The 13,062-nt window shown below is 64.2% G+C and carries 8 protein-coding genes; 2 read left to right on the forward strand and 6 right to left on the reverse strand.

Going from position 1 to position 13,062, the window contains the following annotated elements:
- Positions 1-324 (forward strand): LysR substrate-binding domain-containing protein (locus VL752_RS21105; protein ID WP_325358435.1); only part of this gene is annotated, 324 nt, incomplete at its 5' end.
- Between the two features lie 9 nt (positions 325-333).
- On the opposite strand, the gene VL752_RS21110 is transcribed toward VL752_RS21105, so the two are convergent.
- The 6 genes from VL752_RS21110 to VL752_RS21135 form a co-directional block, all read right to left on the reverse strand.
- On the reverse strand, positions 334-1,941 hold the full coding sequence (locus tag VL752_RS21110; protein WP_325358437.1) for a GMC family oxidoreductase: 1,608 nt from the start codon (positions 1,939-1,941) through the stop codon (positions 334-336).
- Between the two features lie 153 nt (positions 1,942-2,094).
- The gene (locus VL752_RS21115; protein ID WP_325358439.1) at positions 2,095-2,946 is read right to left on the reverse strand and encodes a sugar phosphate isomerase/epimerase; all 852 of its coding nucleotides are present in this window, start codon (positions 2,944-2,946) and stop codon (positions 2,095-2,097) included.
- 550 nt (positions 2,947-3,496) lie between these two features.
- A complete protein-coding gene (locus tag VL752_RS21120; protein ID WP_325358441.1) occupies positions 3,497-4,279 on the reverse strand; it encodes a hypothetical protein in 783 nt (260 codons plus the stop codon).
- Positions 4,280-4,296: 17 nt separating this feature from the next.
- Complete coding sequence (locus VL752_RS21125; RefSeq protein WP_325358443.1) at positions 4,297-5,118, reverse strand: phytanoyl-CoA dioxygenase family protein; 822 nt, start codon at positions 5,116-5,118, stop codon at positions 4,297-4,299.
- Positions 5,105-6,574 carry a radical SAM/SPASM domain-containing protein gene (locus VL752_RS21130; protein WP_325358445.1) on the reverse strand — a complete coding sequence of 490 codons (1,470 nt, stop codon included), beginning with the start codon at positions 6,572-6,574 and terminating at the stop codon, positions 5,105-5,107. Before VL752_RS21130 ends, VL752_RS21125 begins: the two co-directional genes overlap by 14 nt.
- Positions 6,575-6,647: 73 nt before the next feature.
- Positions 6,648-6,797, reverse strand: a complete 150-nt coding sequence (locus VL752_RS21135) for a hypothetical protein (RefSeq protein ID WP_325358447.1) — start codon at positions 6,795-6,797, stop codon at positions 6,648-6,650.
- 686 nt (positions 6,798-7,483) lie between these two features.
- Here VL752_RS21135 and VL752_RS21140 point away from each other — a divergent pair.
- A partial coding sequence (locus VL752_RS21140) for a hypothetical protein (protein WP_325358449.1) occupies positions 7,484-13,062 on the forward strand: 5,579 nt, incomplete at its 3' end.

Here is a 13,062-nt window from a genome sequence, read left to right on the forward strand (position 1 = left end):
GATTACTTTCTGGCACTGTTCATGGCGGAAGGGCTGACCCCGCGCATCCACTCCCGCTCCAACCACCAGGAAGTGGTGCGCACCATGGTCGCCAACGGCTATGGCTATACGCTCGCCAATGTGCGCCCGCGCTCTGACATCGCGCTCGATGGCCGCCGCCTGGTGCGCCTGCCTATCGAGGGTGCGCATCGGCCGATGCTGCTCGGTACCGCCGTCCTGACCAATCTACGCCCGACGCGGCTGCTCGCCGCCTTCGCCGACCACTGTCGGGCCTCGATCACCGACCGCTACATTCCCGGCATGATCCCGCCTGAGGGCAACTGAAAGATCGCATCACGCCGCCAGGATCATCGCCGCCGCCTTCTCCCCGATCATGATGGAGGGAGCATTGGTATTGCCGCTGATGAGCTTGGGCATGATCGAGGCATCGGCGACGCGCAAGCCTTCGAGGCCACGGACCTTCAACGCCGGCGTCACCACGGACGCCGCGTCGCTGCCCATGCGGCAGGTGCCGGAAGGATGGAAAACGGTCGCGGCATATTTCCGGATATAGTCGAGCAGCGCTTCATCGCTCTGCACCGCGGTACCGGGGGCCGCTTCCGGTCCGCGCAATGGCGCGAATGCCGGGGCATTGAGGATGGCGCGCGCGGTGCGCAGGCCTTCCACGAGCACGCACGCATCCTCCTCGCGGTCGAGGAAGTTGAAGTCGATGTCGAGATTGCGTCCGCTGCCATCGGCCGCGAGCGTGATGGTGCCGCGGCTTTTCGGCTGCAGCAGGCAGGTATGGATGCCGAAGCCATGGCCCCATTCGAACAGCTTGCCGCCGGGCCGCCGCAAAAACGGGATGAAGTGGAACTGAACGTCCGGAATCGCATTCGCGTATTTAGTGCGCGCGAAACCGCCGGACTCCACATAATTCGTCGTCCACCAGCCCTTGCGCTGGAACAGATATTTCAAGGGTGAGGCAAGCACGGGGGCAATCGTGCTGGGCGAGATGGCCAGGCCCTGACCACGCGACTGGTAGGAGACGAGCGCGTCCAGATGATCTTGCAGGTTCTTCCCAACCGACGGCAGATGATGACGCACCGGAACACCGGCGCGGGCGAGTTCACCGGCGTCACCGATGCCGGACGCCATGAGCAGTTGCGGAGAGCCGAGCGCGCCCGCGCTGAGAATCACCTCGCGCCGCGCGGCCAGGATTTCCGCACCTTGCGCGGTCTTAAGCGTAACGCCGGTCACGCGGCTGCCTTCCAGCGTCAGCGTCATTACTTCCGCATCCGTTCGCAGATGCAGATTGGGCCGCCCCCGCACCGGCGCCACGAAGGCACGGTAGCTGCTCAGTCGCTGCCCATTGCGCTGTGTCACGTTATAGACGCCGACCCCTTCAAGATCGGCGCCGTTGAAATCACCGCTACGGTCATGCCCAGCCTCGGCTGCGGCCTCGACGAAGAGGCGCGAGACGCTATTCGGATCACGCGGGCGATTGACATGCAATTCGCCCGATTTGCCGTGGTAGGCGGGGTCGAGCCCCAACTGATCAGCCTCGGATTTTTTGAAATAGGGCAGGACCTCATCATAGCTCCAGCCGGGGCAGCCCATCTCCGCCCAGGCGTCGTAATCCGCGCGATGGCCGCGGATATAGATCATGCTGTTCATGGAGCTGGAACCGCCCAGCATGCGCCCGCGCGGCACCGAAATTTTCCGGTTGTTGAGGTTCTTCTGCGGCACCGACTCGAAATGATAGGCGTAGGTCTTGCTGGCATAGAGCGTCACCGTGCCGGCCGGCACATGGATGCGCGGCGTGCTGTCCTTCGGGCCGCCTTCGATCAGGCAAACACTGACCGAAGAATTGGCGCTCAGGCGATTGGCGAGGACACAGCCGGAGGAGCCGGCGCCGACAATGATATAGTCGAATTCTTTGGGAAATCCTGAAGCCGCCATGGACGTGCCGGGTCCCTCACCTGTGATGGATCGACTTTCGTCGTTCCTCCCGGTCTAAGGGCAAGTGACCCGTCCCGCGAGACAGAAAATCCGGCATCGTGCATCAAAAAAACCAAAGCGACCCAGATCCTGTCTCGATAATAGGCAATGCCGCTAGGGTTTGACCAGCGAATGGGCAGGCGCGTCCGCCCAGGCTGCGCGCACCAGCTTCTGCAGCATCAATGCTTCCTGCCAGCGATCGGTCGTGTCCTCGCCGTCCCGGCCGGTGATGGCATAGGGTTTCGGCCCCAGTTCGCAGACGAAAACCAGTGCCGCGTCCGCCGCCGCACGGCCACGCCAGCTCGCGAAACCGTAGCGCCACCACTCCATGAAAAGGTCGAGCCAGGGCTTGTGATGGGGAAAGGAAATCTCGATCTGCACCTGCTCCCGCGAAGCCACCCGGCCATGAAAGGCCCAGCAGCTGTCGATAATCCGGTGCATATAGGCGTGGTTCTCCTCCGAGACCGGCCAGGCGAATTCACGGCCGACCAGGAAATGCGAGAGATCGCCGAGCAGTTCCAGATCCGGCAGACGGTCCAGCAGGTCGAGCGTAAAATAGAGATCCGTCGTCATGCGATCGCGATGCGTCTCGACATAGACGGGAATGCCGGCCTCGCGGCCAAGCGCCTGCCAGCCTTCGAGCAGCGGCAGGCAATCCTCGATCCGCCGCGGCCGGATATCGGGCTGCAGGCAGAGATGGCGCACGGGGTAGCGCGCGGCATTCTCCAGCACCGGCTTGAGGTCGTCCACGGTCTGCGGAAAACACTGCCCCTCGGCGGCAAGCCCGTGCGCGGCGAGCAGGGCGCTGACCTCGGCGACCTTGCGTGCGTCGGTCCAATGCGTGCTGATGCCCTGGAAGCCCGCCTCGGCGATGCGGCGAATACTCTCGTCGAGCGTCAGCTCCGGCAGAATGTCGCTGCGCCGCTCCATCGCCCAGAGGGACTGGAAAACGTCTAGCCGCTGCATGCGCGCTCCCCGCGATTTTGTCGGGTTCCATCCTGTGCTGTGGAACCACGTCCGGCGAAGCATGGGGCAGCTCCGCTACGCAAGCCTGTCCTTGAGCGAATTCGATCAGAGGCCTGTGCGCCGCGCCTATTTCCGCCGAGGCTGCGGCGCCCATCCAAAGATCGCCTCGAAACCGGCGGCACAGGCGGCGGTCAGAAAAGGCGAAACTGCCGCTCGAACGTGTTAGCAAGGAGCATGCTCGTGAACGCCGTCACCCCGGGCCCGCCGACGCGCTCTTCCCCCATGCGATCCCATAAATTCGAGCCGAAAGGCCGCTATAAGGCGCCTGACCTGTGTGATCTATCAAATCGCTGAACAAAAATCTGAAAAAAGCAAATGGGGGCGCCAAAAAAATGGCGGCGCCGAAGCGCCGCCAAGTCTAGGGAGGAAACGTCCAAGAAAGCAGCCAGGTCGCCCCCGCTGCATCCTCCAGCTAAACCGTACAGTTGCGGTCCTGCAAGAAACGAATGCTGCACCGCATTCACAATTGCGGCACGAGCCGCCCCCCGCCTCAAACCGAAACGGGGCTCTGCGCCCGCGCATAGGCGTCGATAATTTCCAGTGTCACGCGCTCGCAGATCGGCACATCGCCGCGTGGCGCTGCAATCGGCGTCCAGGGCTGGTAGCTGCGCTTGTAGAATCCCGAGCGCATCTTGTGGCAGTAGTGGATGAGAGGCAGCCGCAGCTCCTCCTCATAGGGAAAATGCGCGAGCGGCAGAACGCGCTGCGCAATGCCGTATTCCGCCAGCACCAGCCAGTAGCACCAGCTCGTTGTCACCCAGGGGTTCCAGCCGGGCAGAGCGCGGGTCCGGGCATCGTGAAAGACTTCGTAGATCAGCGCATCCCAGCGCTCGATGACCCGGGCGAGGTCTTCGCGCGTCAGGATCCACGGCACCTGGGTGAAGGCAATGTCGCGCTCAGGCCTGCGGCTGAACCGGCGGCGGATCTCCGGCGCATGGGGGATGATTTCGGCCCAGAGATGATCGCGAATCGGCTCGCCCACCGCGACGCCGTTATCATGGGCAAGTTCCAACCGCCCGGTGAAGACCATATCCGGGTCCATCATCCAGACGGATTGCGCGGTCGCTGTCTCCAGATAGCGCTTCATCGCCTTGATGCGATGATGCGTCGGGTAGGTGATGTCCTCGCCGCTGCCGTCAACGACCTCGACATAGCGGCCGCGCTGTCCGACGCCGCGCATCGTGTCGCGAAAGACCGCGCATTGCCAGTTCTGATACGCGCTGCCATCGGTCGCCAGCACGATGTCGGTCTCGTCCATGCGGTCGGTCGTCATGTCCAGCCCCTTGCCCATCAGCCATAGGCGCCATGGCCGTGCAGGCCGAGCAGCCGGCGGCGCCTCGGCCCGGCACGGCCCAGCACCGCTTGCGGCAGGGCATAGGCGGCGAAGGGATAGAAGCGCTGCGCCATGAAACGCCGGCCATAGGTCACCTGCTGCACAAGGCGCGTCCGCTCCGTGCGGTTCAGGCCCCCGCGATGCCAGACCTGGTCGTTCCACATCACCGCGGTGCCCCGCCTGCCCATCGCCTGAACCGCCCGCCGCCCGTGGAAGAGCGGGTTGCCCTCCGCATCAAAATCCTCCGGTCCCGGCTGCCGCCCGGCGCGATGGCTGCCGGGCACGAATTCGGTGCCACCCGAGTCCGCATCGACATCGGTGAGGTAATAATTGACACTGATAACGAAACAGGGGCTGTCGATCGCTGCGTCCAACGCCAGGCCGCGCGGCAGAGGCAGGCGGATCTCGTCATCGGCATGCCATTTGCTGATCTCGTCCCCCGCCGCGGTGCGCATCGCATTCATGGCGATGAGATGGCAATCCGCGCCAAGCAGGCTTTCGATCAGGCCGATTACGGGCTCGCGGTCGATCAGCATCTCGAAGATCGGGTCTTCCTCGAACATACGCGGGCGCCAACTGCCCGCCATGCCGAAGGCCTCGGCGTCGGAGGAAGGACGGGCGAACACTTCTTCCACCGCCCCCGCCAGCGCCACCACCTCCTGCTCCGTCAGGATATCCGGCAGAATGAGAAACCCGTCCCGGTGGAATCGCACGCCGAGGCCAAGCAACGTACCATCATCGCCTCCGGCGGCCCGCGGCAGGGTCTCAAGCGCCGACAAGGGCGGGCTCCCCGGTCCGGTCGGCATGCATGCGCAAAAGTTCGTCGAGATTACTCTCCCAATAGGCACCGCGTTCCTCGATGTAGAAGCTGTTCTTCTCGAACTGGTCCTTGGGACAGCCGCCAAGACAGACCGGAAGATATTGGCATTGGCCACAGCGCGCATTGCCCACCGGATCGTAGTCGAGATAGGGGTGCGGCTTGGCCTCCGTCTCCTTGTCCTGCGGCCGTCGGGCGCGGGTGCCGCAGCAGCCGGCCTGCGCGCCCTCCGCCACCGGCAGCAGCGCATCATGGGCCATGGCGGCATGGCCGACATCGAGCACACAACGATACATCCGCCCGTCCGGCCCGAAGATGACGCTGCTGCCCGTCACGGCGGAGCAGGGTGTCGACAGCGGCTGAGGAAAGGGCGGCAGGCGCGGAGTTACGGACGCGCGCGCCGGACGCGCCAGCCTGTGGCGGAATTCCTGGTTGAGCGCGCCAAAGCGGATGCGGAAGTCACGGAAACGGCCATTGTCGAGATTGCCGCAATGCGTGGTCATCGGCCCGATCAACGCCAGATACGGCGAAACGCGGGAGCGGCCGGACAGCCAGCCGCGCTCCTGGAAGAAGGGGATGAGATCGAGCACCTCGTCGCCCATGCCGGGATCGACGTTGATGCGCAGAACGACTTTCGTATCCGTATGGATCTCGTCCACCACCCGCAGGATGGCATCGAAACTGTCCTCCGCCCCGTCCCGCCGGTCCCGCCGCCGCTTGCGGTGATGCTCGGGCGGCCCGTCCAGCGTCAGCTGCACCTTGGCGATGCGGTTGCGGTGGACAAACCCCCGCGCATCCTCGGGCCAGAGGGACCCGTTGCAGGTGATGGCGGATTCGTAATGCAGGGAGCGCGCCTCCGCCTCTGCGATCAGCCGCTCGGAGAGGTAGTTGATCGCCGTCTGGTTCAGCATCGGCTCGCCGCCGAACCAATCCGTGAAGATGGCATGATAGCCGTGCCCGTCGAGCTGATCTCGCATCCAGTCGAAGATGGCATCGCAACCCGGTCGGGTCAGATGCGTGGCGCTCTTGTCCTCGAAACAATAGTAGCAGGCATAGTTGCAGCTCATCGTGGTGGTGATGCGCGCATAGAGAGACGTGCCGTGGCTGCCGCCGCGCAGGCGCTGGCGCAGCGCCTGCTGCTCGTCGAGCCCGGCGGACACGAAGAACCCACCCTCGAGGAAATCCCGCAACAGCGGCCGAATCTCCACTGGCAGGTCGCTTTCGGCGAAGGGGGTCGGATGCCAGTCGGCGAGGCCCTCGCCCGCGGTCTTCGGTCGCTCGGGGCCAAGGAAGGGTGCGAGCAGGGCAGCGGTCGGCGCCTCCAGCTGCACGAGGGCGCCGCTGGCGCCGTTGAAAAGGAGCGCCGCGTCCCGATGATCCACGACGCGATTGTAATATGAAGCCTTGAAGGACGACACCTGGAACTCCTGACGTCAGCTCTTATGAGGACTCATCCGGTCGCATCGTGGATCACCGCGCGGGCCGCAGCGATCAGTCGACCTTGGGCGGGCAGCCCTGCGGAACCTCGACGGCACGCTGCTTCATTTCTGGCGCATCGACCTTGGGCGGGCAGCCCAGGGCGACGTCCGAGGCACGCGCGGAATGGCGCAGCCAGGTCATACTGACTTTGGTGCTGTTCATGCTCTGCTCCTGTTTGGACGGATCACGATGGATATTGCGACTGGATGCTTCGGGAGGGAGACCCGCGCCCAACACCTCGTCCCCCGATGCGAACGCTTCGACCATAGCCTCGTCAAGATGGGCGCATCGCTTCTTTATCAGAACGAATATCGTCGTCGCACGCATTATTTTGGAGTCGTGACGGTTCAACCTGCGGCGTTGCGGATAGCTGGAAGGATGACGCTTGGCCGCAATGGTTGCATTGTAACTTCAACGCGATACGGACCGACTTGCCAGCGCCATGTAGTGATGATTCCCCCGTCTCCTCCTTTTGTGATACGCGTTGTCGCAGAAAGTTGATCAATATATTTTTGCGATATCGTGATGATCAGCCGTCTCCGGCTGTTGCATCGGAGACCTCCTTCGCCTAAACCTCCGGACAAGGGAAGAAGATCGACCACGATCCACCCAAGCGAAGGCACACACATGAAATGCCGCGTTAATCATGGCTTCTGTCTGGGTGTTGTTCCGAACTCTGCGTGACTCCGCATAGGAAACGAAACGAGGCGGCCCATGGCCGCCATCGGATGCAGGCTGCCGTCGGGAACGTGGACGCTTCGCGACTGATGATCGCTCATCGGCGCAGGACCTCCCGGTTCTCGGCACAGCGCGACGTGCCCACGAATTCCCCGGCTCGGAGAAGGTGAATGATCGCATTTTCCCGGTTTCGCGACGGCCTCTATCTTACCGCGCCGAGCCTCGCCGATCCGTCTCGCGCCGGCATCGCCTTCCTGTTCAAAGACGCCGCACGCGGAGACCCGACCTATACCCTCTCCGCCGAAAGCTGGGCAGACCCGGCCCAGCAGGGGTTTTTCGCAAGCTTCGTGCCCTCCGCCACGCGGGATTGGACAAGCTTTGCCGCCAGCCTGCGCAGCAGCTTCGGCAATCAGCAGGATGCGCAGATCGGCTGGTTCGCAGAGAGCGGCGCAACCGTCACCGCCGTCTCCCTCATCGCAATCGACCACAGCGCGACGCCAAAACTCTCAGGTGCCGTCAGCCTCGGCTTCCGCAATATCACGCTGAGCCTGCAGGCCGGCCCCTTCCTGCCCGCGACCGTCGCCTTTGATGATGCAAGCAACGCCTTTCTCTTCGCCAATGCCAATGGCAACGCGCTGACCCTCGAGGTTCAGCCGGTCAGCGGGGGCGCCGTCAGCTTTCCGTCGGGCTCCGCCGCGCTCGCCCTACCGATGGCGGACGGAACGGACCCGCAGGCGGGCTGTGTCGCGGCCGATTTCGCCCTCGCCGTCAGCGACCTCGCGCAGGTCGAGGCGGGCTTCATGTATTTTGGCCCGCCCCAGGCCGGGCTGCTGACGGCGCTCGGTTTTCCCTTCCTGCGCGCCCCGGGCGGTGCGGCCCAGCCGCTCGGCTTCGCGGCCGTGCTCGACGTGCTGCAGCCGCTTGCGGACACACGCTCCTATTTCCGCTGTGCGGATGCGAGCGTCGGCTGCTATTTCACCGCGGCCAGCGGCCAGAGCTTCACGCTCATCCCCTCTGCCGGCGCCGCCGCCGAGACCAGCCGCCTCGCCTTCGCCAACCGGCCGGTGCGAGCGGTCACGGATACCAGCACCTATTATCTGACCCCCGCCGGGCCTTTCGGTCTCGCGATTGACGGAGGGGCGGCACCCGCAGGCCCGGTCTCGCTGCTCTGCGGCACCGCCGGCACGGAATTCCTCACGGCCGACCTTACGGCGGGAGATCGGCTGCTCTTCACCACCGGGGGCGCCGCCTATCAGGAGACGACACCACCGGCCAAGCCGGGTGATCTGCCAAGCTTCCTCAGCACGGCGGAGGGCAATGTCACCACCGCCTGGGCGCAGCTTCTCTCATCCGCCGGGCACTACGTCTCCCAGCCGCAGGATTCGCCCCTTTTCGACCAGCCAGCCGAACGCGTCAGCTGCTCGGAGAGTGGGCTCGATCTCCATCTCCTGGATTTCCTGCCGCTGCCAAGCTGGAGCGCCGCGCATGCGCCCACATCGCAGCTGCTCGGCGCAATGCAGACGCCAACACCGGCCGTGCCGATGGTGCCCTTTGCCGGCCTGGCCTTCAACACGCCGGACCAGGCCGCGCCCTATGCGGCGATGGAGACGGTAGCGCTCAACCCGACGCGCAAGAACGCCTTCACAGCCGCCGCCGCCACCTTCTCCGCCCGCCGTGCCGCGCGCGGCGAGCGGTTGAGCCTCGCTGCGGAAGCTGATCTCACCTATGCCATGACGCCGCAGGGCCTGCTGGCCGGGGTCAGCGGCACCGCGCCGAACCAGATCTGGGAAGCAACCCGCATTGCCGTCAGCCCCAGCCTCGAGGCGGCCGCCGATCCGGTCTTTCTCCAGTTCACCGGCATGGGTGAGCAGATCCGCACGGCGCTGCAGCAGAACCAGATTTTTCTTGTCATATCAACGCTAACGGATCCGAAGACCAGGCAGGCGCTGTTCGGCTTCGCCGGGCTCGACCAGCAGATCAATATCGCCGGCTGGCCCTTCAGCCTGTCGCCGACCGGGACGCCGCTCGACGGCGTACCGCCGATCGTGATCCTGAAATTCCATCCTGGCCAGTCTGTGCAAAGCCTGGTCGCCGATACCAGCCTGTGGTCCCAGGCTGATACCTTCAATGATCCGGCGGGTTTCAGCGCCGCCAAGGCGCAAGCCTATATCCAGAAACTGATCGCCGCCGCCGCGCCCGACGGCCCGCCCGCGGCAAGCTCGCTCTACTACAACTTCTACCAGATCGTGACCGATCCCAATTGGAGCGGGCTGCTGGCTCTCAACAGCATGATGCAGCTCGCGCATCTGCCGACTGCCATCAAGGCGGTGACCGGCGGCATGACGCGGACCGATGCCCAAGGCAATACCGTCAGCAATATCGATGCCTTTCGCGTCCATCACGTCGGCGTCTCCATCAACGACACCGATCCGGGTGCGACCACGCCCACATTGTCGCAGAGCTCGCTCTTCGGTCTGGTCGATTACGAAAAGCCCGCGGCGGGTGGCAGCGGTGGTGGCGGCATCGGCGTCTCCTACAATTTCGAGGTGCAGTTCCTGCGGGCGCTGTTCACCAATTCGGAACTCACCCAGTTCTCCTGCAAGATCAACCTGACGATCAACACGCTCTTCGGCACCGGCGTCACGCAGAAAGCCGCGCCGCCCAAAAGCGGCGGTCGCGCGCTGGCGGCGGCAGCGGACAACAATGTCGTGGTCATCACCGGCGCCTACCAGGCGCATTCCACCACGGGCGGCGGCACGGCGGCGCTCGGCGAGGGGGTCTATTCCTTCGTCGCCGAAAAGAGTTTCGAATTCGCCTTCGCGGAAAATCCCTATCTCGACAAGATCACGCTGACGAAGCTGCAATTCTCGTTCCAGCAGGAAACACCCGGCGCGGGGGACGAGACCTCGACCATCCAGGCCTCCTTCGGCATCTGGGGCGCGCTGGTCTTCAAACAATTCGACGTGCTCGACATCTTCTCGTTCGAGCAGCTTGTCTTCAACGATCTCGGCATCGCGGTGAGCTTCGATCTCACCATCCCGCCGCCGCCGGCATCCCCCAGCACCGCCAATCTGGCGCTGACCTTCAACCCTGGCAATCTGCGCCTCGATCTTGCCAACAGCACACCGAAGGAGGGCAGCACCAGCCTGCTCAGCCTGCTGCCCTTCAAGCTCACTGCCTTTCTCTACAACCAGTATCCCGAGCGGCAGACGGTCAAGAGCCTGGGCTATACGCCTCTGACGTCGATCCCTCTCGATCCTGGCTTCACGCTGACCGATCAATTCAACTACGGATTGCTGTTCGATCTCGATCTCGGCCGGCTCGGCGCTCTCGTCGGCTCCCTCGAAGCCTTCAAGTTCAGCTTCGTCATCGGCTGGCTCTCCGGCAACGAGACGACCGCCGGCGGCATCGCCTTCGGTGTCAAGCTGCCCGAGGCAGACGGCAAGCTGCAGATCAAAATCCAAGGCGTGCTCAACCTGCTTATCGAGCAGTTCATCCTGCGCTACGAAACGCCGGACGGCGCCACCGACAAGATGCTCGTGCTGGTGCTGCACAATGCCTCGATCGACATCCTCGGCGTGCGCCTGCCGCCCGGCACGGCGCAATTCGATTTCGCGCTCTTCGCGCCCGCGAATGACAGTTCACGCATCGGCTGGCTCGTCGCGGTCAACAACACGGCGGCCAAAACCGCGCTCGAGAGCCGGCTGCTCGAAGGCGAGGTGGTCGATGGCACCGCCGTCATCCGCGCCGATGACGGGGCGGAAGGGGATAGCCCGGCCTTTCAGCTCGTCTATCTCGGCCTCGGCCAGCGCACCGGGCCGGATCCGGCGAGCCCTCCCACGACCTTCGCCGATTTCATGACCTTCATGACCACGACCTTCTGGACCAGCATCCAGAAGAGGCAATACGACAAGGTCTATCATCCCGACAGCCAGTGGCTGGCGATCACCAATTTCAAGCTGCTCGGGCTGATCGAGGTCGGCTTCGTCTTCTACGATGCCACCCCCTTCTACAGCCTGACGCTGAACGTCGCGAAACTCTTCAATTTCGAGATCACCTATACCAAGATCAGCGACAGTATCGGCCTGTTCTATGCCAATTTCAGCCTGCCGGATTCGCTGCGCACCTTCGAGGTCGGCGCCGCCTCGCTGACCATGCCGTCCATCGGCGTCAGCGTCTATACCAACGGCAACTGGCTGCTCGATGTCGGCTTTCCGAAAGGTGATGACTGGAGCCGTTCCTTCCGCGTCCAGGCGCAGGCAGGGCCGGTGCCGGTTACGGGCTCGGGCGGATTCCAGACCGGCGCGCTCAGCAGTGCGACGACCAAGGTCTTCAAGGGTGACTATGCAAGCATCCTGACCTTCGGCTTCGCCGCGCGCCTGGGTGTCGGCAAGGATTTCGTGGCGGGCCCCCTCAAGGCCGGCGTCAGCGTCACCTTCTTCGGCATCATCCAGGGCTCCGCCGGCTACCGCATCGCGACCTCGAACGAGATTTTCGAGCGGCCGGACGCGCTCTCCCTGCAAGGCCAGTTCGGCGTCATTGGCGAAATCTACGGCGCGGTTGATTTCGTTATCATCAAGGCGAGCGTCAATGTTCGCCTGCAGGCAAGTGTCGGCATCGTCCTGAAATGGGAGCCGTTGGCCGGGCAGGACGGCTCGATCCTTCTCTATATCGAGGCGAGCGTGCGCGTCAGCGCCTCGGTTGAGATCAATCTCGGCCTTTTCTCGATCAAGATCAGCTTCAGCTTCAATGCCTCCTTCCGTTTCGACTGGCAGCTGATGGGGCCGAAGCAGAGCAGCCTGCTCCTGGCCTTGCACGAGGATCTGCGCGCCGCCCGGCTGGCCGACCCCGTTCTCACCATCCTGCCGCTGATCCCAGGCTTCGCCCCCGGCCTGCCGATCTGGTTCACGCCGGAAGGCACCGTCGTCTTTCCCACGGCCAGCGGCACTGGCGTGCCCTGGGTCGTCGCCTCCCTCGCGCTGCAATACGATCCCGCCCCCGCCGCCGGTATCCACTATGCGAGCTTCAAGCCTTTCGAGCAGGTGGCCTCGCAGCTTGTTACCTGGGCGGTGGGCCAGGCGCTCGGCCGGCCGGGCTGGAATTTCACCGTCGCGCAGCACGAGCTGTCGCTGCTCGACCGCGATCCGGACCTGCTCCTCCAGGGCATCGATTACCCGACCCTGCTGCGTGCCCTCGCCGTCTTCAACCAGGCCCGCGTCGCAGTGCCGCAGGAAGCCGCCGGCAGCACCGTCCATGCCGCCGCCTTCCCGATGTTCCCCTTCTTCAAACTCGCGACCGCGGGCCGCATGAAGGGCGCGGCCACCGACGAACTCAGCTATGTTTTCGGCAGCCTGAACAAAATGCCGACGCGCTACATCGACGATGTCGAGGCCTATTTCAACCTGCTCTTCGTCAACCAGAGCCAGGAGGGCGCTCAGGCCCTGCGCGTCTCCGCCGATGATCCAACAACGCCACTCATCCAGGAGATCTTTTTTGACTACATGACCGGCCTTATCCGCGGCGCCGTGCATCAGATGCTGCAGACCATGCAGGACGGCGGCACGACCAGCGCCACCATCGATGCGGTGATCCTGGCAGCGGTCAAGGCCAGCGCCTTCGCCAATCTCGGCGGCCAGATGTCAAGCTCCTTCCGCGGCGGCGCGCGCCTGCCCTATGCGGCAGGGCAGACGGTGCCCGGCGGCGATGCACTGACAACAACAAACCCGCTCTACGCCCTGCTCTGGCAGGA

The organism is Acidisoma sp. (assembly GCF_035492295.1).
GTDB lineage: Bacteria > Pseudomonadota > Alphaproteobacteria > Acetobacterales > Acetobacteraceae > Acidisoma.